This window comes from Ruegeria sp. AJ12 (assembly GCF_056536245.1).
In genome coordinates this window covers 947,030-970,948 of the sequence record NZ_JBQFJJ010000001.1, presented here as the reverse complement: position 1 = coordinate 970,948, position 23,919 = coordinate 947,030, and the positions used below count along the sequence as shown (strand labels likewise).

Here is a 23,919-nt window from a genome sequence, read left to right as displayed (position 1 = left end):
GCGAACCCGCTGAGTAAAGTCGGCCAACCCGAGCTGCCATGCCAGCCTTTCCAAAACGACAAGGTCACACTCGGCTTTTCTATCCGAGAAACCTGTATCAAACAGACAGGTTACCGGCTAAAATTCTGATGTGATTGAGTGAGCGGTACGTTATTGAACAAAGCATTTCCAGAAGATTGGTTTGACATATCGCCCGAGAAATACGCAGATTTCGGAGCGATGTTCTATCTGGCCGGACTGACAAAGCCGCACCAGAAACGCAGCCTCGCGCAGGTTCTCTATGCATTCGAAACCCCGTTCAGATTGGGGCAATATCACATCTTCCGGCAAAACGGGTTTCCACGAGGTTTTGTTACTTTTGCGGGTCTAAGCCCCGATGCAGAGTATCGTTATGCCGTTCAGGAAAAACCGCTGACGGACAAGGATTTCACAAGTGGGCCGTCCTTTTGGATCATAGATCTGGTCGCACCGTTTGGGCAAACAAACCAGATCGTGGATATCCTTAAACGCGAGATTCCTCATCCGCGCGTGCGGACCAACCGCATGGACAGTGACATGACCAGAAACCGCATCGTCGAGTGGACGCGGGACGGTGCAGGCGATATCCATATGAAGTTATATAAGAAAAAGGAATTCACGCAGCTCTTGAAAACGCAGGGTTCATGATATGGCTTCTATCACGGGTGACATAACCGGAACGGTCACAGGGAATCCTCCAAACCAAGCAAGTGGCGATTTGGATGTTTCCAGTCCCGGTACAGTGACATCTCAGAACTGGACAATCTCTGTACCTGCGTCATTTGGAACAGCGAGCATTAACCCGGCGACGGGAGAGTGGACCTACACAGTCGATCCAGCCTTTTTCGACAGCCTGGATGACAATCAGATCGCCACGGACACTTTTTCTGTACAAGTGACCGGCGAATATGTGGTTGGTCCGTTCACCGTGCCATTTGGCCTGACCGAAATCATCACAATCACAATCGAGGGCGTCTGTTTCACCGCTGGGACTTTGATCGACACAGATGATGGCGCTCGGCTGATCGAAACGCTTGAGGTCGGCGACACTGTGTTAACAGCCGATCACGGGCCGCAACCGATCCGATGGATTGAAAGCAGCCGCCTGCTGCCAGAACAATTACGCAAAAACCCCGCAATGCGCCCGGTTCGCATCTGTGCCGGCAGCCTGGGCCCGAACGTTCCGAAACGCGATCTTTTAGTATCGCAACAACACCGCATTCTGATACGCGGACCAAAGGTCGAGTTGCTGTTTGGCGCCTCCGAAGTGTTGGTGGCCGCCAGACATCTCTGCTTGTGGCCGGGGATTTTTGTCGATCCTTCGGATCAGCCTGTCGAATACTTTCACGTCCTGATGGACCGCCACGAAATCCTGTCAGCCGAAGGCGCGCAGGCGGAAAGCCTGTTTCTGGGCGAAGAGGCCTTGCACACCCTTTCTTCCGAAGGCTTGCAGGAGCTGGCGTCGATTTACCAGGACAGTCTTGCCGCAGCGGGTTACAGTTTCGGAAAAGCCGCGCGTCTCATTTTGCGCGAGCGAGAGGCCCGGGCGCTGACCTGACATCAACCGCTGGACTTTACCCGCCCGCCCACATCTTGCGGAGCCAGCGCAACCGTTTTGATAACTGCGTGACAAGGTGTTCCAGGCTGCAGCCCAAGAGCATCGACCGAGCGACGTGTGACGCGGGCCAGAACAACACCTGCCGCCGTTTTGACCGACACAATTGCACCGGGTCCTTCTCCGGCCCGAACAGACTCGACGACACCGCTCAGGACATTCAGCGCCGACAATCCCTCGGGCGCTCGGTTGGACAAAATCACTTCCTGCGCCGGAATACGTATGCGCAGTTCTTCTCCGATCTGATGAGGGATACGCGGCAGGAACAGGCGGGATCCGTTTGCGGCCAGTTCGGTCAACCCGTCGGCGTGATGCTCCAGAACCCGAACCTGCAACACCGCCCCCACGGCCCGCACGCCGGCAGGTGCTACAGACGGGTCCGCCAGGACCTCCGAGGCCGAACCGTGACGCACAACCTTGCCGTCCTGCAAAGCCACCACGGATGTCGCCAGCCGCGCCACTTCGGACGCGGAATGGGTAACATAGAGGATCGGCACCGAGACCTCATCCCTCAGACGTTCGAAATACGGCAGAATCTCCGCCTTGCGCGCATCGTCCAGCGCTGCCAATGGCTCATCGGCCAGAATGAGGCGTGGGCTGGCCAGTAATGCACGACCAATGGCCACCCGCTGTTTCTCGCCTCCTGACAGGCGCGCCGGACGGCGGTCCAGCAGGTGACCGATCCCCAGCATCTCGACCACACGGTCAGGATTGTCCCTTCGGGCGTTACGGGGTGCAAACCAGCGCCCGTAAGCCAGATTCTGCCGAACAGTCAGGTGTGGGAACAGGCGTCCTTCCTGAAAGATATAGCCCAACCTTCTTCGATGCGGCGGCAGCCACACATCGCGATCCGTATCGAACAGAACCCAGTCATCCACCGCGACCCGTCCGGACCTTGGACGCAAAAGCCCGGCAACCGCATTCACAATCGTTGTCTTGCCCGAGCCGGATCGCCCGAACAAAACCGTCACGCCTGATGGCGCTTCGAAACTCAGGTCCAGATCGATCCCCGGCAGGGTCTGTTGCAATTTGACGGACAGGCTCATGTTCCGGCCACCCGCGCCGCTGCACGTCGACCGACATATTCGGACAGCAGCAAAGCACTCATGGCGATGACGATCGATATGACAACCAGCCGGGTCGCGGCCGTTTCACCCCCTGGCACCTGTAAAAAGGCGTAAACCGCTGACGGCAATGTCTGTGTTTGGCCCGGAATGTTGGAGACAAATGTGATCGTTGCCCCGAATTCTCCCATGGCCTTGGCAAAAGCCAGGATTGCCCCGGCTATCACTCCCGGCAGGATCATCGGCAGCGTTACGGTGGCAAATACAAATGGACGGGAGGCTCCGAGCGTCGCGCTTGCTTGTTCCAGTTTCGGGTCCACCGCTTCGATGGAGAGACGGATGGCGCGCACCATCAGCGGAAACGCCATGATGCCCGCCGCCAGCGCCGCCCCGGTCCAGCGGAAGGCAACCACGATCCCTAACTCTGCCAACAGCCCCCCCAGCGGACCTTGAATGCCAAAGGTCAGCAACAGCAGATACCCAGTCACCACCGGCGGCAGGATCAGGGGCAAATGCACCAGTCCATTCAACACCTGTCGTCCCGGAAACCGCCACCGGGCAAGTGCATAGGCGACGAAAATGCCAAATGGCAGGGTCACCAGTGTCGCCCAGAACGACACACGAAGTGACAGCTTCAACGCCTCAAGCTCTGCTGGCCCCAACCAACCCATACGGTTTAGCCGTCCGGCAGGGCGAACCCCTGCTCCAGAAATACGGACTGCGCAGCCTCGGATCGCAGGTAGTCCAAAAATTCCTCCGCCCCGGCCTGAGGCGGATTAATCACCGCCGCCGGATAGATGATCGGCGGATGCAACTCTGCCGGGAAAGCTCCGACAACGTGCACACGATCCTCCACTTTGGCGTCCGACCGGTAAACAATGCCCATCGGTGCGGCCCCGGCGGCAACCAGCGCCAGCGCGGCGCGCACGTTGTCCGTCTGCGCCACCTGATCGCGAACCGCATCCCACAGACCCAGATTTTGCAGCGCTGACTTACCGTATATGCCCGCCGGCACCGCATCAACCAGTGCCATCGCCAGATATCCTCCGCCGAGTTCAGATTTCAGGTCGTAGCCAGGCTCGATCTCCTGCCTCTTCGCATGGTCAGAACCTCCGATCAAAACCAGACCGTTGCCCAACAAATCGACGCGAGAGGGCCTGTCAATTAGACCTTCATTCTGCAAAACGTCCATCCAGTCTTCATTGGCGGATATGAAAAGGTTTGCCGGAGCACCCAGTTGTATCTGCCGCGCAAGAACGGAAGAAGCCGCGTAAGATATGGTAACGTTCGACCCGGTCTGCTCTTCGAACAAGGGTGTGATGTCGTCCAACGCCGTTTTGAGGCTGGATGCGGCAAAGACCAGTACCCCTTCAGCGCCCGCCCGTAACGGAGTCAGGACGACAGCGCCGACCACCAGTGCCGTGATCAGAAACCGGTAGGCGCGGGGCGGGATCATTTGCACTCCTGTCCGAAAGGTTACAGTCCCCAAGGGAATATCGGAGGCGGCACGGGACACGCAAGCGCCTTCGCCGCATAATGCATGCGCTGAGGTTCGGAGTTACCAAAAAAACAGGACGCGACAGAAAACCGGCAAAATCGTCAAGTCAGTTGCGTGAGCCGTCGCAAACGGTATTGATCGCTCATATCGAACGGGTAGAGCGTAAAGACGTAATTTGGTCTCCGCCTCTGAAGAACAGGACACCCGACATGCTGCAAAACCAACCTGGCTTGATTGACGCCATTCGCGCACGCTTTGAACATGTCGACTCTTGCCCGTTTCAGGGGTCACGCATCTTTTTTGAAAATGCGGGCGGCGCCCTGACACTGAAGTCTGTCGTTGAGACTTCGGCCAAATTCGCGGCCATCCCAGACAATCAAGGACGCGACAATGTGGCGAGTCACGCGTTGGTGGACATCATCAACAAAGCCAAGTCTGATTTGTCCGTTTTTATGAACGCCTCATCCGGCCAGTTTTTCGTTGGTGAAAGTGGTACGGAATTGCTGTTCCGCCTGATCCGAACGGCCTGCGTCAACGCCCGCCAAGGGACCAAAGTGATCGGCAGTTCGATTGAACACCCGGCCAGCCGCAGTGCGGCGCGTCGATGGGCAGAGATCGCCAGGCTGGAATACATCGACGTTCCTCATGATGACGCCAAAGGTCTGGTCACGGCCGACGACTATCGCGCGCTCATGACACCGGACGTCTCGGTCGCCACGATCCTGCATGCCTCGCCGGTGACCGGCATGGGGATGGATGTGGCCGCGATCGCCGAAACCATTCGCGGCGTTGCCCCGGATTGTATCATCATCGTCGATGGCATTCAGCACGCGGCGCACGGACAAATAGACCTCGACAGTTACGGCGTCGATGGCTACGCGGTCTCGCCCTACAAGGTGTTTTCGCGCCACGGGTATGGCATCGCCTGGATTTCCGACAGACTCACCGCCCTGCCCCATGACCAACTCATCGACGCTCCGGCCGATGGCTGGGAGTTTGGCACGCGCGACACCGGAGCCTATGCCACGATGTCTGACGTTGTCGGGTATTTCGACTGGCTGGGCACGCAGGTTTCCGACGAAACCGATCCACGCGCCCGGGTCGAGGCAGCGGGCCGCGCAATTCACGCGTACGAAACCCACCTGACCCAAGCCATGATCAATGGAACCGGCAACCTGCCGGGCTTGCGAGAGATGGATCACATTACAATTCTGGCCGGTGCCGACAATCCGGCGCGCGAAGGGTTGGTGTCAATCACCGTGGGAAACACACCTTCGGCGCAGGTGGTAACCGAACTGAATGAGCAAGGCATCCGGACCCATACCCGCAAAGCGGACCACTACAGCGGCAACGTCCTGACACCGCTGGGTCTGAACGACTGCATTCGCATCTCACTGTGCCACTACAATACGGAACAAGAAGTGGCTCATCTCTTGGCAGCTCTGAATGCCATGAAAGCCTGACCTGTGTCCCGGGCTCGGTGCAAGAATTTGTGCCCAGCCCCCTTGCACCCGCACGCAGGCTTGGCTACATGCACCGTTGCGGGTGATTAGCTCAGTTGGTAGAGCGCTTCGTTTACACCGAAGATGTCGGGAGTTCGAGTCTCTCATCACCCACCATTCAATCCCCACAATGTATCAAGGTCTTACGCGACTAGCACCTATTTCTGTGCTGCGTGTGATTTTGTGTCCGCTGCACTTTCACAGAAAAGATGTCTCCAACACAGGAGGTACGCCAAATCACATCCGAGGTCGCAAGACTGCCGCAATCCAGCCGGGACATCAGAAACCCAAAATCCTGACCGGTATTGCATCGGTGCTTCGTGCCGGGTGTCAGGCCTTACCCTTATGACGGAAAGCGTCTTGAGACATTTTCAGAGGAGAGGAGATGTGCCTGTTCTCCGGAATGTCGAGGCTGGTGCGATACGTCTTTTTGTTGGTGCCAACCCGCAAACCCAAAAAATGATGATGAAACAGGCCGATGCAGTTCATCCCATTAGCGCGGCAAAGGCAAAAAAACCGATGAGTGATGAACACCAAAGCCGCCGCCAAAATGCCGTATGACTGGCGGCTTTGTTACCTTGGCGGGCGTGTTTCAGAACCAGACCGCGTAAGACCTATGCATCAATCAAGTGGTTTGTATGCTATCGCATCAATCTCAACTTTCGCATCGACCATGATTTGCGAGCGGACAGTCGAGCGGGCCGGGCCGCCATTCGGGAAATAGCTCGCGTAGACTCGATTGAACGTCCAGAAATCGCGTGAGTCGTCCAACCAAACGCCGACCTTGGCGATATCATCCAGCGTGCAGTCGGCAAGCGCCAGCGCTGCGATCAGGTTGTCCATGGTTTTCCGTGTTTGTGCCTCGATGCCACCGGGTTCGATTTCTCCGTTTTCCTTCATCGCGACCTGGCCGGATATGAACACGAAATCTCCGGCACGCATTGCGGGCGCAAAAGGAAGCGGTTGGCCACCCGCTCCGGTTCTATCGTCGCCGAAGCGTTGGATCTTCTTTTCAGGCATTCAAGTGGTTTCCTTCTGTTAGGTCTTTTCGGAATGGAATGGGGGCCACTGCGCCAAAGCCCTTGGTCGACAGCGCGGCACCGCGGTTTGCAAGCTCGGCGGAGCCCACGGCGTCTTTGGTGCGTATGTAAGAGGACAGGAAAATACCGTTGAAACAGTCGCCAGCACCGGTGGCATCAACAGCATCGACGCGTAGTCCGGACAGAGTGTGAATGCCGTCTCCTTCTGACAGTGCGACACCGTCCGATCCAAGGGTAAGAGCCACGATTTCAGCACCCAGATCATGGTAAAAGCCAACGATGTCCGCGGGGCTATGCAGACCCGTCAGTTGACGGGCATCGTCCAGGCCAGGCAAAGCGATTTGGCAATGTCGCATCGCGTCATGGGTGAACTCCCGGGCCTGTTCCAGCGGCCACAAGGCCGTGCGCAGATTGGGGTCGATGGCAACCGGAACACCGGCGGAGCGTGCAGTTTGGATGGCGTGCTGCGTTGTTGCGCACAGTTCAGGACTAGCCCCGAGGCTAATTCCGGAGGTATAGAACATCCCGGCATTTGCTATTGCCTCATCTGGCACATGATGCGGCTTCATCCGGCTCGCTGCCGAGCCTTTCCTACGATAGATAAACCGATGACCATCATCGTCGTGAAAGACAAAATACATCCCTGTCTCGCCGGTGGGAACGCTCGCGACATGCGTGTGGTCCACACCTTCGCGAGACCATAAATCCCTGAGCCGTTCGCCAAAGTGATCAGCCCCAACGCGCGAGATCAACAGGCACTTTATGCCCTGTCGTGCAGCCGCCACCGCCACGTTGGAGACATCACCGCCAAAGCCGCCTTGGAAGGTACCGTCTGGTCGGGCATTCAGTTCGAACAGGGGTTCACCCAGGCAAATGAGGTCACTCATAGACTTATCCGTATTTCGAATCCGTGATCAGCCTCTTGCGGATCACTGTACCTTTCCCCTGGCTGCGACGGGCAAGGCACCCAAGGCGCGATCGCCACGGATGGTTTCGACCTGATCCACCATATTGGTTACGACACAGGCATGGTTCGGAATAATGCGAAGACGGTCGCCGACCTTCAGATCGATGTTTTCGGCCTTCAGAACGCCATGCTCTTCCGACAAACCCTGAACCAGAATGTCAGGTCGACCCAGGACGTGCCCGTGCCCTTCCAACCCCAGCAGGTCAGACGTGAGCACTTTGGAGCCGGCATCGATGACAGCACGGTCTTTTGCAGGAACCGATATTACCGTGGCAAGAACGCTCAGGGCGCAATCATCCCATGTGCAAATGCCCCGCGCCTGCAAGGAGCGGTCGTTATAGATATAGGTTCCGATCCGGTACTCGGTCGCAATCGGCACATCCTGCGCCTGCCACATCCCCGGAGAGCCGCCGTTCGAGATCACATTGACCTGCAACCCGGCTTTTTCGACTTCTGTTTTTGCGGTACTGAGCCAATCCTGAACCGCTTCCTCCTGCCCCACTGGCGGATATGTCATGAGACCTTGAAACAACAAACCGGGCTTGTCCTGAATGTAGCGGGCAAGCTCGCATGCCTGTTCGGGAGAGGTCACGCCACAACGCGCGGCGCCGGTGTCGCATTCGACCAGAACGCCCAGCGGTTCGGGCGCATCCGCAAAGAAACGCGACAGACCATCTATGGTTTCGTGATTGTCCGCTACAACAGATAAGCGTGTCTTCTCGGACAACGCGCGCAGCCGGGGAAGTTTGGCATCGCCAAGGATGTTGTAGGTAATCAGAACATCATCGATTCCACCTTCGGCGATCATCGCCTCGGCCTCGCTGACCTTCTGGCACGTGATGCCAATGGCCCCGGCCTGCAATTGCCGTTTGGCCAGCATCGGCAGTTTGTGCGTTTTGATGTGAGGTCGCACGGCGATCCCGTGATTGGAACAATGGGCCTGAAAGCGGTCAATATTAGCCTCGGCGATGTCCAGGTCGATCAGAACTGCGGGCGTATCGATTTCGGAAAAACTCATTCTGCGGCCTCCGTGTGGGGGTTTTCGACAATTGGCCAGATGGCGCGTGTCAGGTTTTTGTAAGCTGTTTTGGTCGGATCATTCGGATAGGGGCCTTCGACGGCGGCATAGATGATCTCGGATGCAACGTCCGAAAATGCGCCATGGAAATGGTTTGTCGATTTCACGACCAGCACCTTCTTGCACGTGATATCGATGCCAAGATTGGTAAACAGATCTGGCGAGAACGCCTGACTGCGGTTCGAATTCAGAACGACCTCGATCCCGCCCAGACGGATCACCGAACAATCGCCCAATGGAACGACGGATGCGCCAAAGCTTTGAACAGCGTTGCATTCGTTGCGCACCACCCTGACCTTGGCGTCGATCGGATTGCCCGCCAATGCCGAGGTCTTGCCACCAAAGCGCAGGTCGAACTCTGTGCCTTCTCCGGCGGCGTGGCACAGGCGCACGGCCATCGGGTCCCAGATCGTGCCGAAGGCCACCGACGACATATTCTGCGCAATCGCCTCTTCGAGGATTAGCGTCGAATCCCCCGCCACGCCTCCGCCGGGGTTGTCCCAGACATCCGCAACGACGACGGGTCCTTGCGATAACTGTCTCGCTTTCGACAAAGCTTGGGCGGGTGTCAGGTAATCGGGTTTGGTCTGTCCCCGGAAAGAAAAAAGCTCTGTGCCCAGATTTTGGGCGATGCGATCCGCCTTTAATTGATCGTTGTCCGTCAAGACTATGATCTTGGCCCCAAGATCAGGGGAATCTCCTGCCATGAAGCCATGAATGACAGAAGCCGAAAGAACCTCATTCCTTGCTTCCATCTGTTTTATTCTGTCCACAAATCCGCGCATCGGTTCCTGACTGGTGGGCAAGACATCCAACATCCGAACGTCAAAAACCGAAGCGACGGGCAGGATCTCTCCCCTGATCGTGCGCAGGGTCAGATCGACGCAAGCTTCGCCGGTCTCTACGAAATCGGTGTGGGGGAATTCCTTGAAAACGGTGATGACATCGGCATTGTCGACCCGTTTCTGGCTGAGATGGCTGTGCGGGTCGAAACTGGCACCTATGGCGGTATCCGGCCCGACTATTTCACGAATTGCCTCGATCAACACACCTTCGCAATCCAAGCACCCTTCTGCGATCATAGCGCCATGCAGCCCCAGAACGACCCCATCCAAAGGTAACGCGGCTCTAACCTGATCCAGCACTTCTTGCTTGAGACCTTCCCAGGTTTCCTTGTTCAGCAAGCCACCCGGCTCGGCCCAGGTGGCGGTTCCTTCGATCAGCTCCAGCTCATCGGATTGCGCCCTTCTCCGCAAAGCAGGGAACACTGCGCTACAAAGTGTTGGGGTTTCCGGGTGTTGACCTGGGGGTGCGTAAAAGCTCTGCTCAAAATCGGAGAAATCCGTGCGCAGGGGGGAAAACGTGTTTGTTTCGGTCGCAAGCGACGCACAGAAAACCCGCATGTCTAATCCAATTCATTGTTTGAGCCGGAGACCAAAAGTTGGTCTCCGGCAAGATGTGCTGCCGGTTGGGTCCGGCAGTCGGGGAGGATCAGTCGAGGTACGAGGCGCTGTTGGCTCCGTCAACTGCGGCTTTGAAGCTTGTCAGAAGCTCATTGGCCTTCTCGTCGAGGTTCTCCTGAACATGCGCTTCAAAGGCAGGTTGAGTCGCAGCGGCCATTGCGGCGCGCTGGTCATCGCTTAGTGCGGTAACCTGAATCTGGCCCATCAGACCGGCAAGACCCCGATCGGATGCTTCGATGATACGCGACAAGCCCCGGCTGGCGGTAACGCAGTTCTCTGCCGCCGTCCGGATCGTGGCCTGTTCAGCCTCGGACAGGTCTTCGAAGAAGGCGCGGTTTATCATGAACGTATACGGCGAGAACAGGTGATTGGTCAGCGTCAGGTACTGCTGCACCTCGGCGAAGTTCGCGAAGGAAATGATCGGAACCGGATTCATCTGCCCGTCGATCACACCGGTCTGAAGACCTGAATAGACCTCGCCCCACGACAGGGGATAAGCTTCGGCGCCCAGTGCCTGCACAATCTTCTGGTGCGATGGCAGGGTCATGGTCCGGATGCGGATGCCGTCGAAATCCTTCAGGTCGGCGATGGGCCGCTGCGAGTTTGTGACGGCAAAGAAGCCACCGGTATCCGGGAAGCCCAGAACAACGACATCGCCCAGTTCAGCCTCAATATCAGCGGCCAGAGCTTCGCCGAACTCACTATCGAACACTTCATAGGTCGCTGCGTTGCCGTTGAAAGCAAAAGGCAGATTCAGCACGTCAATGCGCGGGTAGTAGCTGGCCAGCGCGCCTGTCGAAGTCAGCGTCGCCTGAATAATGCCATCGCGCACCTGCTGCACATGCTCGGCAGCCGTCCCAAGCTGGTTCGAGCCGAACACCTCGACCGTCACGCTGCCATTCGTGCCCGAGGTCACAAGGTTAGAAAATACGGCTGTACATGCGTGCGCGGGGTTTTCAAACGGGTCCGTCTTGTTGTCGTGGCCGAACTTGATAACGCCGCCTTCGGCCAGGGCTGAGCCAGCCGTCATGATCGCTGCCAGTGCGGCGCTTGTTAGGATGTGTTTCATGATACTTCTCCTGTTAGTTTGGTCTTGACGAGGGAGTTACTGGGCAAAACCCAACATTCGGGGAAGCCACAGGGCCGCGTCTTCCCAGAAGGCAAAGATGAAAAGGATGCCGACTTCCGCGATCAGAAACGGGAAGAGCTTGATTGAAATCCGCTCCAGCCGCTCGCCGGTGACTGAAGACAGCACAAACAGGCAGGCACCGACGGGGGGTGTCATCAGCGAGATATTCAGAGCCAATATAAAGATGATCCCTGCATGGATGGGTTCCAGGCCGACCTGCTGCGTAAGCGGTACGAGAACCGGGGCGAGGATGATCAGGATTGCGGTGATATCCATTACCATACCGACAATCAGCAAAAGCCCGATGATGATCGCGATCACTGCGTATCTGTTGTCGGATAGGCCCAGGACAGTTTCGGCGATCAACTGCGGGATGCGCTCGAAACTCATCCACCAACCCAGAATTCCGGCAAAAGCAATGATGACGAAAATCACACCGGTGATACGCGCAGTGCGCACCAGCATTTGGTAGAAACTTTTGAAGGTCAGTGTCCGGTATACGAAAACACCGATGAACAAAGCGTAGGCAACGGCAATCGATGCGGCTTCGGTCGGTGTCACAACGCCGCCGAGGATGCCGCCCAGAATGATCACGGGCATGGCCAAAGCGGTCAGTGAGGACACAAACGTATCCCACACTTCGCGCGGCGTGGCGCCACGCAGGGCTTTCGGCAGATTTTCGCGCTTACCTCCAATGGCGATGACGGTCATGCACACGAGGCAAATCACCAGACCGGGGACAACGCCAGCGGCAAACAGACCTGCGATGGAGACGCCCATCAGCGATCCATACACCACCATCAGACCCGAAGGCGGAATGGTCGGGCCGATGATCGACCCGGCGGCCGTGACGGCGCAGGCGTAGTCGCGTTTGTAACCTTCCTTCACCATGGCCGGCACCAGCGTACGGCCAAAGGCAGCGGCATCCGCCGTTGCCGAACCAGTCAACCCTGCGAAGAAAACCGACGCCAGCATGTTGGTATGGGCCAATCCGCCGCGAAACCGTCCAACCAGAACCTGCGCCAGTTTCACCAGACGGCTGGTGATCCCGATGCCGTTCATGATCTCGCCTGCCAGAATGAAAAACGGCATTGCCAGAAACGGAAAGATATTGAGGCCGTTGAAGACCTTACTGGGGCCGATCGCAAGGAATTGCGTACCACCCATCTCGATCAATCCAACAACACCGGCAAGGCCAATGGCAAACCCGATGGGCATTCCAAAGAGAATCAGGACAACAAAGGCGATTGCGACGATCACGACGTTTCCTTTGCCTCACTGAGGAAAGGCGGCTCATCGATATGCGTACCCAGATCACGAAAGAGGACCAAGATCAGTTGCACAACCGAAAGCGCGGCAGCTACGGGTATGGCCGCGTAGAACGGCGCCAGGCTTGCTCCGAATATCATCGCCTGTCGGGGGGCCCCGCTCTGCGCAAAGCTGATCCCGAACCAAGCGACGTACATAAACAAGGCAATAGCCAAGACATCCATGGCTACGAGCAGGACCCGGCGCGCGCCGTAGGGAAGCACCATGACGAATGCTGTAAGTCCGATGTGGTCCCGCCGCGCAATCCCCGAGGACACTGCAAGCAAGGCGGCCCAAATCATAAGGTAACGTGCCAGCACTTCGGGCCAGGGCAACTGCCAATGGAAGTAATAGCGGTCAACAACACCCAACCAGACGTCCAGAACCAAAGCCAACATCAGCACGGCGACGACACCCTCGACCACCGAGTTTATCTGTGAGCTCGCCTTGGCAAACCAATCCGTCACGCACACCCCTCCCAAGACAGCGAATCTGTAACTAAGTTTCACTTAGCCTACTGATCGTCTGAAAATCAACGCCTTTTTGTTACTTAGTTACGAGATTTAGCGGTGATATGGAGGATTCACGCGCCTTTCTTGCGCGTTTTCTCAAAATTATGTAACTAAGTTTCATGATTAGCAGGAAAGGTCATGTATCGTGCCGAGCGATTTACAACACACCAAACGAGAAAAAGCCCTCCCTCAAAAAGGGCGCTCCGGTGCGGTGGACCTGATCTCGGCTCTACACAGTTCACAGATCAAACTGGCCGTTCAGGAACAGAAAGTCGCCGACTATGTCAAAGAACACCTCAACGAAATCAGCGCGATGACGATTGGGGACCTGGCTGAGAACTGCTCGGTCAGTAAACCAACGGTGGTTCGGTTCTGCCGCAGCCTCGGGTGCGAAGGGTTTCGGGATTTTAAGCTACGCCTTGCGCAAAACATCGCGGTCAGCGCGCAGTACTTGTATGGCGCTTCAGGTGTGGAGGGTTCGACTGCAGACGCGGCCATTGATCAGATTCTGGGTGCCATGTTCGCAACGCTGGACATTATGCGCCGACAGATCGACATGGACAGGCTGGAAGCGGCCAGAGACGCTTGCCTGAACAAACGACAGATTCTGTTCTCGGGTATTGGCGGAGGATCTTCCTTCGTGGCGCAAGAAGCGTCGAACCGGTTTTTCAGGCTAGGTATCCCGTCGGTTTTCACGCAGGACAGTTACGTGCTGCAAATGCGGGCGGCGGCGCTGGGGATTAACGATGTTTTGTTTCTGGTGTCCGCTAGCGGAGAGGCCGACGCCATCGTCGCAGCCGCAGAGGTGGCCAACGGGTACGGGGCGACAACGATCTGCATCACGCGACCAAATACCCGACTGGCCAAGGTCTCCGGGATTGCCCTGATGACTGACCTGCCCGAAGACAGTGACATTTATAAACCAACTGCATCCCGATACGCTCATCTGGCCATTGTCGATGCATTGGCAATGATCGTGGCGCAGGAGATGACCGATGAAACCAAAGAGAACCTGAGACGGATTCGGGCGTCGCTGACCGCGTATCACGGGAGAACAGGCCCGCAACCTTTGGGGGATTAAGTCTGGGTGGCTCTCCGAGCCCCTAAATGCTTCCTGTGCCGAGCCGGTTGAAACTGGCATTGCTGTCCTGAGGTTTGTTGCCCTTAGGCAAAGACAGTTTTCACCGTCTGCTCCGTCCCAGATCATGATCCAAGCGCCATTAATGTTGCGCCACTACGTTTCTGCCAGAGCAGGATTTCGGATGGTACGGAACCTGGCAAGGCAACCATACCCCATTTGGTTTCGCCATATTTGCACTCATAGGTTTTGAACCAGCGTGCGCATTACTTTGGTCGCAACTACGCTGAATTGGACGGACAGTTCACGCAAAGATCCCGCAAGGGGCACAAAGAACATACCGGTCGGGTCGGACGACACAGTCGTTGGCCAAGCATTTTGACAAGCTGATGATGATCGTCCAGTTCCAGTGCGCTCCAGCTGAGAGGCAACAATGGAACCAGTTGTTCATAAGCCTCCACGGTACTATCGCTCTGTCCTATCAGCCCAAGACGCCGGAGGACGCGCAAATGATGCGTGTCGAGGACAAGGGCAGGTTTTCTGAGCGTACTGAAGTTCAAAACCGTTGCGGCTGTCTTGCGTCCAACACCTGGTAACTGCTCTAACCATCTGAGTGCGGAACTCACCGAAAACGCTCCAAGAAAATCGAGCGTTAGCGCGCTTTGGCTGACAGTGATTGCCTGAAGCGCGTATTTGAGCCTTGGTGCTTTCACTTCAGAAAATGTGACATCGGAAATGCTCTTTAGGATCTCGGCGGCAGGAGCATCCCGAAGGCTCTCCCAGTTAGAAAACCGCTGCCGGAGACGGCAAAATGCTGCAGCCGAGACCTCTCCATGGGTTCTGCCACCTATGAGTCCCATGACCAATTGCGACACTGGATCCAGCGCGAAAAAAGGTCCGGGGTGACCGAAACAGTTAAAAAGCCGCCTGTGAATATCGCGCAATCGATCGGTGCGATCGTCAGAGATCAAAAGTAGCTGCATGACACACAGCATATATGAAATGAGCACAAAAAGAGAACATCTGGGACCACGTATAGGGCAACTTGTTGCCGGTCTATGATGAGCGCGTCGGACGCGATGGCAGATTGGAAGGCTTTGGAAGGCAGGGATCAAGACGTCCCATTGGAGCGTCGGTTTGCCACAAGAGATCATATATGCTCACCGCTGCGATAACGTACCCGATTGCCCTACAGACGGTGGTTCGGTTGTTCGCCAAGACTGGGCAGATAGAAATTATCGGCTCCAGCGGTGAAAACCTGAGCGCAATACACTGAGTACCGGTCGGTTTCTCATCCGCATCTTTTTGGCCCGGAGTTGCACTCAAGCCTCACAGCCAGTTCGACGGAGTTTTGGCAGCAACCCACGTGACTCTCGCTCGCAAGGCAAACGACAGGGCCGGGCATTGCCACGGGTACACCTCCTACCCCGCATCCCTGGCCAACAGCGCGGCCTCGAGGCGTGCCAGCTCATCCAAGGCGCGGCTTTGGTCTCCGGTCCGAGCAAGTGCGTTGTCATACGCCCGCCGAACTGATTTAGGGCGCCAAGGTAGTGCCGCCTGTGCCACCCATGCACGAAGTAGCGGAGGAAGGCGGTCAAACTCGCGCATTGGATCCTCTGTGCGCCGCCGCTTCCGAAGTCTTGTCTGACCAAGATTTCGACCCATCAATGGTTCTCATCTTCGATATCGAAAACCGGATCGAGCACGAGAACCAGACGCGTTTCGCCTGTCCCTGCTATCGGTGGAGACCGATGCAGCAAGCCCGCAGGCCAGTTCTGTGGCCATCGTGTGCCGCGCATAATCATCGGGGCTCCGGTTGCTACGGTAAAGATCCGCGCAGGTTCATTGCCGTTGGCGGAGAGCCCGTATTGGGTTCCGGTACCCCGATAGGTGCAGATCAGCCGTGCAGTGATCGCGTCAACATGGAACTTGCGGCAGGCATTTGTGTCGATGACATCCAGTCGCAGGCGCAAAAAAGGCGCGCGCATGATATCTGCGAACCGCGCTGACAGATCGACAATGTCGTTCTCCAGCCAAGTCCGATGCGTATTGTTTTCCATGCCGGCTATATCACAAAGATGATGAACCGTGTCGGGGACCGCATCCGGGCGCAAGATCATTCTCGCGCTTGGCAGTTCCGCAGGGTCGAGCGCGTTGATCCAGTTTTGAAAACCAGTGTCGAGCTGTCTCCGCCAGATGGTGGCGGCGTGGTTTTGTGAGTGGATCGCGGCAAGCCCGTCCGGTGTACTGGTGATGCCCACACCCGTTGCCATGTCTCTCAGTTCCGTCTGTGCGACCGTCATGCGGCATCCTCCACACGGCGCCAGGGCGGGAACGGATCAGGCAGGTCTTGGGGAAGAGCGTCGGGGCCCGGTGCGCGCGTCTCGGGCAACAGGCAGGAATCCAGCCTCGACTTGAGCGCAGGCCAATTGATGCCGGATCCGATAAATACGATCTCCTGCCGGCGGTCGCCCCAAGGCTCCATCCAGTGTTGTTTGATATAGTCCAGAACCGAGGGATGTTCGGGCCAACGGCTTTGCGGCACAGATGCCCACCATGTGCCGATCGGCTGAACACTCGACAATGAACCGGCCAGTGAGAATTCAGCGACCCATTGAGGCCGGGTTGCGATCCAGAAATGCCCTTTGGCCCGAATTACACCGGGCAAGTCGCCATTCAGTACCGCCAGGATCTTTTCAGGCTCAAACGGGTGGCGTGCCCGGTAGACGTAGGACGAAACACCGTATTCCTCGGTCTCCGGGACATGATCGGCAAAGCCATAGAGTTCCTTGGCCCACATTGGATGTTGATGGGCCGCCTCGAAATCAAAAAGACCAGTGTCAAGGATTGTCGCGCTGGCAACCTCTGAATGGTTCGTTTCCACGATGTGCGCATCTGCGTTCAGGCTGCGGATGATCTTGCGCGCGGCATCGGCGCGGTCCGGACCGGCGTCCGCGACTTTGTTCAGAATGACAACATCCGCAAACTCGATCTGATCCGTCAACAGGTGGACCAGCGTCCGTTCATCTTCTTCGCCCATTGTCTCGCCACGGTCCCGCAGGAAGTCATGACTGGAAAAGTCATTGAGCAGGTTCACGGCATCCACGACCGTAACCATCGTGTCCAACCGAGCGACGTCAGACAGGCTATTTCCCTCCTCGTCACGGAAATCGAAGGTCGCCGCGACGGGCAAGGGTTCTGAAATGCCCGTGGATTCGATCAGCAGGTAGTCAAACCGCCCTTCCGTGGCCAGTCGACGCACTTCGGCCAGAAGGTCATCGCGCAGGGTACAGCAAATACATCCGTTGGACATTTCAACGAGAGTCTCATCGGTGCGACTCAACTCGGTTTCAGCGCGCACCAGGTCCGCGTCGATGTTTACCTCGGACATATCGTTCACGATCACAGCCACACGCTTACCTTCGCGGTTGTTCAAAACGCGGTTGAGCAAGGTGGTTTTTCCCGCTCCCAGAAATCCCGAAAGCACGGTGACCGGAAGTCTATGATCCGAGGTCCTGTTAGTGGCGTTACTGGTGTCAGGCATCAATGCTCTCTCCATCTATGCTACGTAATAACATTACATTATGGGCCTGAAATATGAAGTCAAAAGTCTTGCGTCAGTTTTGTGTACGGCTGACTTGCTTTCTCAAGCTCCGAGGCGTCAGGGGCAACGTAACTATTTAACTCCGCGCATCACTTACAAGCGCTGCCCCTGACGAGGTTCAACCCGCTCGACATAGTTGCTCAAACGGGTTGATTTCGCCGTTTCAAAGACACTCGGCCAAAGTGGTTGCGATGTTTCGGATCACTTGCGGGTAGAGAGCTGATCCGGGTTCAAGATCGGACCCGAGCGGATCGATGACCCCGGTGGTTGCCTCTGTTCCGCCCATAACGGTTTCAACAATTCCTGGGTTGAACTGCGGTTCAGAAAGAACGCAGGTGATGCCTTCTTCCTGAATGCGGCCTTGAATTTCGGAAATGCGGGCCGGGCTGGGGTCGGATGCATCACCGAGTGAAATCGCACCTGATGCCGGGAAGTCAAAGGCATCCTCAAAGTACTGATAGGCATCGTGGAAAACCACGAAACGGCCGCCGCGTACCGGCTCCAGAATCTCGGCCACTTCGGCGGACAGCGCGTCCATCTCTGCGCGCGCCACCGCAGCGTTTGCAAAATAGGCGCCCGCATTGTCGGGATCAGCGGATGACAGCTGCGCGGCAATCAGGTTCAGCCAGGTGTTTGCATTGGCCGGAGACAGCCAGGCGTGAGGATCGTGTTCGCCATGGGCATGCGCGCTATGATCGTGATCGGCATGGTCATCGTGACCGTGGTCATCACCTTCTGCATGATCCTCGTGACCGTGTTCTTCGTCTTTGCCATGGTCATCATGATCGTGGTCATGACTATGGTCATCGTTGTGCGCGTGCTCATCATCCTTGGCGTGGTCGTCACCATGATCGTGACCATCGTGATCCGTGTCGTCGGCATGGTCGTCATGCGCATGTTCGCCCTCGTCACCGTGCTCATGCGCTTCAAACAACGCACTTTCCCGGAAATCCAACAGAACCGTACCATCCGCTTCCATCAGTGTCGTAACTGTCGCGCCACCGGCAAGGGTTTCCACCGCACCGCCCATCCAAGGCGACAGGTCCTCGCCCAACCAGAACACCAGATTCGCCTCTTGCAGAGCTGCCGCATCGGAAGGGCGCAGGTTGTATTCATGAGGTGAGGCGCCCGGCGGGACAATCAGATCCGGCGTGCCCACACCCTCCATAACACGTGCCACCAGCGAGTGGACCGGGGCAATATCGACCGCCACCTTCGGGACCTCCGCCAAGGCAGTGCCGCCCAACAATGCAGCGGTAATCGAAACAGGAAGAAGCTTTCTGGACATCTGACCCTCTATGTGATTTTATAACGTTACGGGCGACATACATGATATGGAATAACATGACAAGTGATACACAACCCGATCCAGCCGATGAAACGGTCGCGGTTGGGTTTCACAAACACGACCACGACACCTGCGTCGAAACCGGCCTTGCAAATGCCGAGGCGCGATGCGTCGAGGAAGGACTGCGCCTGACACCGGTTCGCCGCAAGGTTCTTGAGATGCTGCTGCACGACCACCGGGCCCTCGGGGCTTATGCAATTCTCGACAAATTGCGCGAGGAAGGGTTTGGATCGCAGCCCCCGGTCGCCTACCGCGCATTGGATTTTCTGGTCGAGAACGGATTTGCGCACAAGATCGAACGGCTGAACGCCTTTGTTGCCTGCGCGCATCCCGGTTCTGCGCACTCGCCGGCTTTCATGATCTGTCGAAAATGCGATGCCGTGGCTGAGGCGCATTCCATGCCCGCCAAAGGCGCGTTGGGCGCTGCCGCGCGCGCGGTCGGGTTCGAGATTGAGCGGACGGTTGTCGAGGCCGAAGGTGTCTGCCCAGACTGCATTGAAAAGGCATAAGAATGGCCCTCGTTACCGTTGAAAACCTCAGCGTGCGCTACGGCGCAAATACGGTCCTGCGTCATGTCGATATGACAATTGACCCGGGCGAAATCGTCACGATTGTCGGACCGAACGGCTCGGGTAAGACCAGCCTGTTGCGGGCCATCATCGGTGCGACAAAACCATCCGCCGGGCGGGTCTCCCTGAACCCGGGGCTCAAGATTGGGTATGTGCCGCAAAGACTGCACATCGACCCAACCTTGCCAATCACCGTGGAACGTTTCATGCGCCTGACGGATCGCGTGTCGCGGCAGGATTGCAAGTCGGCCTTGGAGACGGCGGGCGTGCCCGACCTCCTCAAACGGCAAATGTCGCATCTCTCAGGAGGTCAGTTTCAGCGGGTCCTGCTGGCGCGGGCTCTGATCAACCGACCGCAGATACTGTTGTTGGACGAAGCGACCCAAGGCCTCGACCAACCCGGTTCGGCCGCCTTCTACCGGCAGATCGAAGACGTACGCCGTGAAACCGGATGCGCCATTCTCATGATCAGCCACGAATTGCACGTTGTCATGAGCGCGTCCGACCGCGTGATCTGTCTGAACGGTCATGTGTGCTGCGAAGGTTCTCCGGCCGTCGTGGCGACAGCACCGGAGTACAGAGCCCTGTTTGGCACGGGGACAGGCGGGGCGCTTGCCCTGTATCGACATGATCACGATCACCACCACGACCACAGTAACAATCCTCGGGAAGCCGCAGAGTAATGCTTGATGACTTCATGACCCGCGCCACACTCGCCGGAGTTGGCGTAGCATTTGCCGCCGCTCCGTTGGGTTGTTTCGTGGTTTGGCGCCGTATGGCCTATTTCGGGGACGCGACGGCCCATGCCGCAATTCTGGGTGTGGCGCTGTCACTCACGTTTCAGATGTCGATTTTCCCCGGCGCGCTCGCTGTGGCCCTGTTAATGGCATTTACGGTGACGTTACTGGCCGGTCGCGGCTATGCCATGGATACGCTGTTGGGTGTTTTGGCCCATTCCGCACTGGCATTCGGCCTTGTTGCAGTCTCGTTCCTGTCCGGGGTCCGCATCGATCTGATGGCCTATCTGTTCGGCGACATCCTCGCAGTGTCCCACGGTGACCTCGCGGTCATCTGGGGCGGTGCCGCGCTGGTCGTTGCGTTGATTGGGTGGCGCTGGTCCCGGCTGCTGACGGCAACACTCAATGAGGAACTGGCCTATGCCAGCGGCTATGACCCAAAACGAGAGCAATTGGTTCTGACGGTGTCATTGGCGATTACTGTTGCGGTTGCCATCAAAGTCGTCGGCGTCCTGTTGATTGCCGCGATGCTGATCATTCCGGCGGCGGCGGCACGCAGCCTGGCCCGCTCGCCGGAATCCATGGCAATAATCGCCGCGCTGATCGGGGCTGCATCGTCGTTGGCCGGGCTGAGAGCAGCCTATGTTTTTGACACACCCGCAGGTCCGTCAATCGTGTGCGTGGCTGCGGTTGTGTTCGCATGTTTCAGCCTCGTGGGCTGGCGAACACAACTGCGGACCTAGCCCGAAGCGCAGGATCAAATGACACGTCTGAAAGCTTCGTTCGTGCATGAACAGAGTGCCCTGTACCTGAGCACGCGAAAGCAGTGAATCTTGGTGAAGCCCGCCGGCGGTGATCTGTCGGTGAGAGCCTATTTAGGGACAGCAATTCAGGTCCCAATGTCCAGTGCCAGCGCATGAATGCGCGGTACGATGTCACCCAGCGCCGTGTGCACCGCGCGATGCCGGGCGACACGGGATTGGCCTTCGAAAGCGCTGGCGCGGATGCGGATGTTGAAATGGCTTTCGCCACCCTCCTGAAACCCGGCGTGACCACGGTGGCTTTCGCTGTCATCGACCACCTCCAGTTCCCGGGGGTCAAATGCCGCCTGCAGGCGGGTTCGGATCTCTTCAGTCACGCTCATTTTTTTACTATGCGTCAAATAAATTGCCGCACCCCTCTTCTACTTTCGGCTGCTTAGATTAAACTGCTGCCTCCGAGTCGAAAAGATACGTTCGTGAGGTTCAGAGCATGACTAAATCAGACCCGTTCGGATTTGATATGTCCGTTTCCAGCGCCAAAAAGAAAAACCCGCGCGGACGTCGGGGCATGTCGGGCGCTTCTGAAACGTCTGTACGAATCTGTGATCACCCCGGATGTGAGGAACCCGGCAAGTTCCGCGCGCCCAAGGCACCAGACGTTCTGGACGACTTTTACTGGTTCTGCCAGCAGCATGTGCGTGAATATAACCAGAAATGGAATTTCTTCGACGGCACGACAGAAGCAGAGCTGAATGCACAACGGTCCAAGGACAAGGTTTGGGAACGCGAAACCAAACCCATGGGAGACCCCGAAGCGCGCGCTTGGGCACGCCTCGGCATCGAAGACCCCCACCAGGTCTTGGGTGAAAACGCCACCAAGAACCCGGGGCGCGCGAACTCCGGCGGTCGCCGCCTGCCGCCGACCGAGCGCCGCGCCGTTGAAATCCTGGAGGCGCAGGACAGCTGGTCCAAGGCCGAGGTGCGCAAGGCCTACAAGAAGCTGATCAAAGTGCTTCACCCCGATATGAACGGGGGTGATCGCAGCCAAGAGGAGCAGCTGCAGGAGGTCGTCTGGGCCTGGGACCAGATCAAGGACAGCAGAAACTTCAAATAACGAGAGATCGGCACCGCGCTGATCGAGTTTTCGACCTCGGACAATCAGTTGATTTTGTCTGATCAAGTCGCAATGTGCCGGGATTTTGCACACTCTGTGCGCAAAGTCATTTAGCCTCGGTTCTACTTGAGGCATAATCGGCTGTGTGCATCATCGTGAATGAGTGTTTCAAAAAAGAATCGAGCAGGCGCCTCTCACTATTGAGACGAATCGTCCCAATAATCAGAATTGAGTTAGTTTTGATCGCTTGTTCCGGTTTTCTCGAAAAGCCGTTTCGGGAATATCGGATATCATAGAGTTCCAACCCGTAACACTTGATGGCTTACACCAAGCCATGCTTGAGTTTTTGAGTTGGTCACCGAAACTGGCCAAAGCTTGGAAAAAGAATTGAGAACCTTAATCTGTTCTCTAACAAAAACAGCGTGCAACCGTCCTAACAGGTCGGACGTCACCGCTAAAGACGCCCAACATGGAGAAAACACATGAAAAAACTATCGATGCTATTGGGAGGCGCTTCCATAGCAGTCGCCATGCCGGCATATGCAGCAGATATCATTATCGGCGTGCCGAACTGGGCCTCTGTGAATGCCACCGCGCATATTCTGGAGGTCGTCATCGAGGAAAACCTTGGCCTTGATGTGGAATTGCAGAACGGGACCAACCCGATCGTTTTTGAGGCGATGGACAGCGGTTCGATGCATGCACACCCCGAAGTCTGGATGCCAAACCAGCAGAACCTGCACGATACATACGTCAAGGACAACGGCACCGTTGTCATGAACCAAAACCCGGTGCAAGCCGAGCAAGGCATGTGCGTGCCGACGTATATCGCCGAAGAGCACAACATCAAGTCGATTGATGATCTCAGCGATCCCGACAAGATGGCGATCTTCGACACAGACGGCAACGGCACGCCGGAAGTGTGGATCGGTGCGCCCGGCTGGGCCTCCACTGTCGTGGAAAAAATCCGCGCGAAATCGTATGGCTATGATCAGATCTTCGATCTGACCGAGTACGAGGAAACCATCGCCTACGCCAACCTGGCAAACGCCACCAAGGCAAACGAACCTTGGATCGGGTTCTGCTACAGCCCGCATTACATTTTTGTAACCCAGGACCTGACCGTGCTCGAAGAGCCACCGCATGACCCGGCGACCTGGACAATTGTGCAACCGACAGACGACCCTGACTGGCTGTCCAAGTCCGAGGCCTCGACCGCCTGGAATGGGGCCACGCTTCACCTGCACTACGCCAAGGAACTGGAAGATAGCTACCCCGAAGTGGCCGCCCTGTTCAGCAACTATCAAATGCAGGGTGATGACCTGAGCGCGATGGGCAAAGCCCTGGCCGTCGACAATGTAGAGGCGGCGGACTTCGCCCGCCAATGGGTGTCCGAGAACGAAGACACCGTCATCGGCTGGTTGACCAACTAAGCCAAACATCCAGGGGCCGCTGCGAAAACTCGCAGCGGCCCTTTTCCTATCTGCCGGGCGAAACACTGCCTAATGGGGAGC

26 protein-coding genes and 1 tRNA gene are annotated in these 23,919 nt (G+C 57.0%); 11 read left to right on the top strand and 16 right to left on the bottom strand.

The window, feature by feature from the left end; genetic code table 11:
• Window positions 1–138: 138 nt before the first annotated feature.
• A complete protein-coding gene (locus ACR3E0_RS04840) occupies window positions 139–666 on the top strand; it encodes a toxin-activating lysine-acyltransferase (RefSeq protein WP_480476711.1) in 528 nt (175 codons plus the stop codon).
• A gap of 1 nt (window position 667) precedes the next feature.
• Window positions 668–1,576, top strand: a complete 909-nt coding sequence (locus ACR3E0_RS04835; protein WP_480476709.1) for a Hint domain-containing protein — start codon at window positions 668–670, stop codon at window positions 1,574–1,576.
• Between the two features lie 2 nt (window positions 1,577–1,578).
• Here the strand turns inward: ACR3E0_RS04835 and modC are convergent, their stop codons facing one another.
• From modC to modA, 3 genes are read right to left on the bottom strand one after another with little or no spacing between them, the layout of a single operon-like run.
• On the bottom strand, window positions 1,579–2,679 hold the full coding sequence (modC, locus tag ACR3E0_RS04830; protein WP_480476707.1) for a molybdenum ABC transporter ATP-binding protein: 1,101 nt from the start codon (window positions 2,677–2,679) through the stop codon (window positions 1,579–1,581).
• Window positions 2,676–3,368: a molybdate ABC transporter permease subunit gene (modB, locus tag ACR3E0_RS04825; protein WP_480476705.1), complete on the bottom strand. Its 693-nt coding sequence runs from the start codon at window positions 3,366–3,368 to the stop codon at window positions 2,676–2,678. Before modB ends, modC begins: the two co-directional genes overlap by 4 nt.
• Window positions 3,369–3,373: 5 nt before the next feature.
• Window positions 3,374–4,153 carry a molybdate ABC transporter substrate-binding protein gene (gene modA, locus ACR3E0_RS04820; RefSeq protein WP_480476703.1) on the bottom strand — a complete coding sequence of 260 codons (780 nt, stop codon included), beginning with the start codon at window positions 4,151–4,153 and terminating at the stop codon, window positions 3,374–3,376.
• Between the two features lie 251 nt (window positions 4,154–4,404).
• Between modA and ACR3E0_RS04815 the strand changes: the two genes are divergently transcribed.
• The 3 genes from ACR3E0_RS04815 to ACR3E0_RS04805 all read left to right on the top strand — a co-directional run bounded on the left by ACR3E0_RS04815 (window position 4,405) and on the right by ACR3E0_RS04805 (window position 6,258).
• The gene (locus ACR3E0_RS04815; RefSeq protein WP_480476701.1) at window positions 4,405–5,658 is read left to right on the top strand and encodes an aminotransferase class V-fold PLP-dependent enzyme; all 1,254 of its coding nucleotides are present in this window, start codon (window positions 4,405–4,407) and stop codon (window positions 5,656–5,658) included.
• A gap of 80 nt (window positions 5,659–5,738) precedes the next feature.
• Window positions 5,739–5,814, top strand: a tRNA-Val gene (locus ACR3E0_RS04810).
• Window positions 5,815–6,084: 270 nt separating this feature from the next.
• Window positions 6,085–6,258, top strand: a complete 174-nt coding sequence (locus ACR3E0_RS04805; protein WP_480476699.1) for a hypothetical protein — start codon at window positions 6,085–6,087, stop codon at window positions 6,256–6,258.
• A gap of 60 nt (window positions 6,259–6,318) precedes the next feature.
• Here ACR3E0_RS04805 and ACR3E0_RS04800 read toward each other — a convergent pair whose 3' ends face one another.
• The 7 genes from ACR3E0_RS04800 to ACR3E0_RS04770 form a co-directional block, all read right to left on the bottom strand.
• On the bottom strand, window positions 6,319–6,717 hold the full coding sequence (locus ACR3E0_RS04800; protein WP_480476697.1) for a RidA family protein: 399 nt from the start codon (window positions 6,715–6,717) through the stop codon (window positions 6,319–6,321).
• A complete protein-coding gene (locus ACR3E0_RS04795) occupies window positions 6,710–7,624 on the bottom strand; it encodes a sugar kinase (RefSeq protein ID WP_480476695.1) in 915 nt (304 codons plus the stop codon). The genes ACR3E0_RS04800 and ACR3E0_RS04795 overlap by 8 nt, the downstream gene beginning before the upstream one ends.
• Before the next feature lie 42 nt (window positions 7,625–7,666).
• A complete protein-coding gene (locus ACR3E0_RS04790; RefSeq protein WP_480476693.1) occupies window positions 7,667–8,722 on the bottom strand; it encodes a D-TA family PLP-dependent enzyme in 1,056 nt (351 codons plus the stop codon).
• On the bottom strand, window positions 8,719–10,185 hold the full coding sequence (locus tag ACR3E0_RS04785; protein WP_480476691.1) for a M81 family metallopeptidase: 1,467 nt from the start codon (window positions 10,183–10,185) through the stop codon (window positions 8,719–8,721). Before ACR3E0_RS04785 ends, ACR3E0_RS04790 begins: the two co-directional genes overlap by 4 nt.
• An 88-nt stretch (window positions 10,186–10,273) precedes the next feature.
• Window positions 10,274–11,314, bottom strand: coding sequence for a TRAP transporter substrate-binding protein (locus tag ACR3E0_RS04780; protein ID WP_480476689.1), 1,041 nt, complete (start codon window positions 11,312–11,314; stop codon window positions 10,274–10,276).
• 36 nt (window positions 11,315–11,350) lie between these two features.
• Window positions 11,351–12,634, bottom strand: a complete 1,284-nt coding sequence (locus tag ACR3E0_RS04775) for a TRAP transporter large permease (RefSeq protein ID WP_480476687.1) — start codon at window positions 12,632–12,634, stop codon at window positions 11,351–11,353.
• On the bottom strand, window positions 12,631–13,149 hold the full coding sequence (locus tag ACR3E0_RS04770; protein ID WP_480476685.1) for a TRAP transporter small permease: 519 nt from the start codon (window positions 13,147–13,149) through the stop codon (window positions 12,631–12,633). The genes ACR3E0_RS04775 and ACR3E0_RS04770 overlap by 4 nt, the downstream gene beginning before the upstream one ends.
• Window positions 13,150–13,339: 190 nt before the next feature.
• Here ACR3E0_RS04770 and ACR3E0_RS04765 point away from each other — a divergent pair, with 190 nt between their 5' ends.
• Window positions 13,340–14,275, top strand: a complete 936-nt coding sequence (locus ACR3E0_RS04765; RefSeq protein ID WP_480476683.1) for a MurR/RpiR family transcriptional regulator — start codon at window positions 13,340–13,342, stop codon at window positions 14,273–14,275.
• 278 nt (window positions 14,276–14,553) lie between these two features.
• On the opposite strand, the gene ACR3E0_RS04760 is transcribed toward ACR3E0_RS04765, so the two are convergent.
• The 5 genes from ACR3E0_RS04760 to ACR3E0_RS04740 all read right to left on the bottom strand — a co-directional run bounded on the left by ACR3E0_RS04760 (window position 14,554) and on the right by ACR3E0_RS04740 (window position 19,164).
• Window positions 14,554–15,255: an endonuclease III domain-containing protein gene (locus ACR3E0_RS04760; RefSeq protein ID WP_480476681.1), complete on the bottom strand. Its 702-nt coding sequence runs from the start codon at window positions 15,253–15,255 to the stop codon at window positions 14,554–14,556.
• A gap of 439 nt (window positions 15,256–15,694) precedes the next feature.
• Window positions 15,695–15,937 (bottom strand): DUF6525 family protein, encoded by a 243-nt coding sequence (locus tag ACR3E0_RS04755; RefSeq protein ID WP_480476679.1) that lies wholly within the window; start codon window positions 15,935–15,937, stop codon window positions 15,695–15,697.
• Window positions 15,937–16,575 carry a DUF1826 domain-containing protein gene (locus tag ACR3E0_RS04750; protein WP_480476677.1) on the bottom strand — a complete coding sequence of 213 codons (639 nt, stop codon included), beginning with the start codon at window positions 16,573–16,575 and terminating at the stop codon, window positions 15,937–15,939. Before ACR3E0_RS04750 ends, ACR3E0_RS04755 begins: the two co-directional genes overlap by 1 nt.
• A complete protein-coding gene (locus tag ACR3E0_RS04745) occupies window positions 16,572–17,816 on the bottom strand; it encodes a GTP-binding protein (protein WP_480476675.1) in 1,245 nt (414 codons plus the stop codon). Before ACR3E0_RS04745 ends, ACR3E0_RS04750 begins: the two co-directional genes overlap by 4 nt.
• A 223-nt stretch (window positions 17,817–18,039) precedes the next feature.
• Window positions 18,040–19,164, bottom strand: a complete 1,125-nt coding sequence (locus ACR3E0_RS04740) for a zinc ABC transporter substrate-binding protein (protein ID WP_480476673.1) — start codon at window positions 19,162–19,164, stop codon at window positions 18,040–18,042.
• A gap of 56 nt (window positions 19,165–19,220) precedes the next feature.
• On the opposite strand from ACR3E0_RS04740, the gene ACR3E0_RS04735 reads away from it, so the two are divergent.
• The 3 genes from ACR3E0_RS04735 to ACR3E0_RS04725 are packed head-to-tail and all read left to right on the top strand — an operon-like array spanning window position 19,221 to window position 21,273.
• On the top strand, window positions 19,221–19,733 hold the full coding sequence (locus ACR3E0_RS04735) for a transcriptional repressor (RefSeq protein ID WP_480476671.1): 513 nt from the start codon (window positions 19,221–19,223) through the stop codon (window positions 19,731–19,733).
• Window positions 19,734–19,735: 2 nt separating this feature from the next.
• On the top strand, window positions 19,736–20,476 hold the full coding sequence (locus ACR3E0_RS04730; RefSeq protein WP_480476669.1) for a metal ABC transporter ATP-binding protein: 741 nt from the start codon (window positions 19,736–19,738) through the stop codon (window positions 20,474–20,476).
• Complete coding sequence (locus ACR3E0_RS04725) at window positions 20,476–21,273, top strand: iron chelate uptake ABC transporter family permease subunit (RefSeq protein WP_480476667.1); 798 nt, start codon at window positions 20,476–20,478, stop codon at window positions 21,271–21,273. Before ACR3E0_RS04730 ends, ACR3E0_RS04725 begins: the two co-directional genes overlap by 1 nt.
• A gap of 146 nt (window positions 21,274–21,419) precedes the next feature.
• Here the strand turns inward: ACR3E0_RS04725 and ACR3E0_RS04720 are convergent, their stop codons facing one another.
• Window positions 21,420–21,674, bottom strand: a complete 255-nt coding sequence (locus ACR3E0_RS04720) for a BolA family protein (RefSeq protein WP_480476665.1) — start codon at window positions 21,672–21,674, stop codon at window positions 21,420–21,422.
• 107 nt (window positions 21,675–21,781) lie between these two features.
• Between ACR3E0_RS04720 and ACR3E0_RS04715 the strand changes: the two genes are divergently transcribed.
• Entirely contained in the window at window positions 21,782–22,405 is a 624-nt protein-coding gene (locus ACR3E0_RS04715) for a J domain-containing protein (protein WP_480476663.1), read from the top strand.
• 482 nt (window positions 22,406–22,887) lie between these two features.
• Window positions 22,888–23,838, top strand: a complete 951-nt coding sequence (locus ACR3E0_RS04710; RefSeq protein ID WP_480476661.1) for an ABC transporter substrate-binding protein — start codon at window positions 22,888–22,890, stop codon at window positions 23,836–23,838.
• Window positions 23,839–23,919: the final 81 nt, after the last annotated feature.

Bases quoted from the DNA above. Each gene is read 5' to 3' on its own strand.
- ACR3E0_RS04835 (WP_480476709.1), top strand. From the start codon at position 668: ATGGCTTCTATCACGGGTGACATAACCGGAACGGTCACAGGGAATCCT.
- modC (WP_480476707.1), bottom strand. From the start codon at position 2,679: ATGAGCCTGTCCGTCAAATTGCAACAGACCCTGCCGGGGATCGATCTG.
- modB (WP_480476705.1), bottom strand. From the start codon at position 3,368: ATGGGTTGGTTGGGGCCAGCAGAGCTTGAGGCGTTGAAGCTGTCACTT.
- modA (WP_480476703.1), bottom strand. From the start codon at position 4,153: ATGATCCCGCCCCGCGCCTACCGGTTTCTGATCACGGCACTGGTGGTC.
- ACR3E0_RS04815 (WP_480476701.1), top strand. From the start codon at position 4,405: ATGCTGCAAAACCAACCTGGCTTGATTGACGCCATTCGCGCACGCTTT.
- ACR3E0_RS04800 (WP_480476697.1), bottom strand. From the start codon at position 6,717: ATGCCTGAAAAGAAGATCCAACGCTTCGGCGACGATAGAACCGGAGCG.
- ACR3E0_RS04795 (WP_480476695.1), bottom strand. From the start codon at position 7,624: ATGAGTGACCTCATTTGCCTGGGTGAACCCCTGTTCGAACTGAATGCC.
- ACR3E0_RS04790 (WP_480476693.1), bottom strand. From the start codon at position 8,722: ATGAGTTTTTCCGAAATCGATACGCCCGCAGTTCTGATCGACCTGGAC.
- ACR3E0_RS04785 (WP_480476691.1), bottom strand. From the start codon at position 10,185: ATGCGGGTTTTCTGTGCGTCGCTTGCGACCGAAACAAACACGTTTTCC.
- ACR3E0_RS04780 (WP_480476689.1), bottom strand. From the start codon at position 11,314: ATGAAACACATCCTAACAAGCGCCGCACTGGCAGCGATCATGACGGCT.
- ACR3E0_RS04760 (WP_480476681.1), bottom strand. From the start codon at position 15,255: ATGCAGCTACTTTTGATCTCTGACGATCGCACCGATCGATTGCGCGAT.
- ACR3E0_RS04755 (WP_480476679.1), bottom strand. From the start codon at position 15,937: ATGGGTCGAAATCTTGGTCAGACAAGACTTCGGAAGCGGCGGCGCACA.
- ACR3E0_RS04750 (WP_480476677.1), bottom strand. From the start codon at position 16,575: ATGACGGTCGCACAGACGGAACTGAGAGACATGGCAACGGGTGTGGGC.
- ACR3E0_RS04745 (WP_480476675.1), bottom strand. From the start codon at position 17,816: ATGCCTGACACCAGTAACGCCACTAACAGGACCTCGGATCATAGACTT.
- ACR3E0_RS04740 (WP_480476673.1), bottom strand. From the start codon at position 19,164: ATGTCCAGAAAGCTTCTTCCTGTTTCGATTACCGCTGCATTGTTGGGC.
- ACR3E0_RS04735 (WP_480476671.1), top strand. From the start codon at position 19,221: ATGACAAGTGATACACAACCCGATCCAGCCGATGAAACGGTCGCGGTT.
- ACR3E0_RS04730 (WP_480476669.1), top strand. From the start codon at position 19,736: ATGGCCCTCGTTACCGTTGAAAACCTCAGCGTGCGCTACGGCGCAAAT.
- ACR3E0_RS04725 (WP_480476667.1), top strand. From the start codon at position 20,476: ATGCTTGATGACTTCATGACCCGCGCCACACTCGCCGGAGTTGGCGTA.
- ACR3E0_RS04720 (WP_480476665.1), bottom strand. From the start codon at position 21,674: ATGAGCGTGACTGAAGAGATCCGAACCCGCCTGCAGGCGGCATTTGAC.
- ACR3E0_RS04715 (WP_480476663.1), top strand. From the start codon at position 21,782: ATGACTAAATCAGACCCGTTCGGATTTGATATGTCCGTTTCCAGCGCC.
- ACR3E0_RS04710 (WP_480476661.1), top strand. From the start codon at position 22,888: ATGAAAAAACTATCGATGCTATTGGGAGGCGCTTCCATAGCAGTCGCC.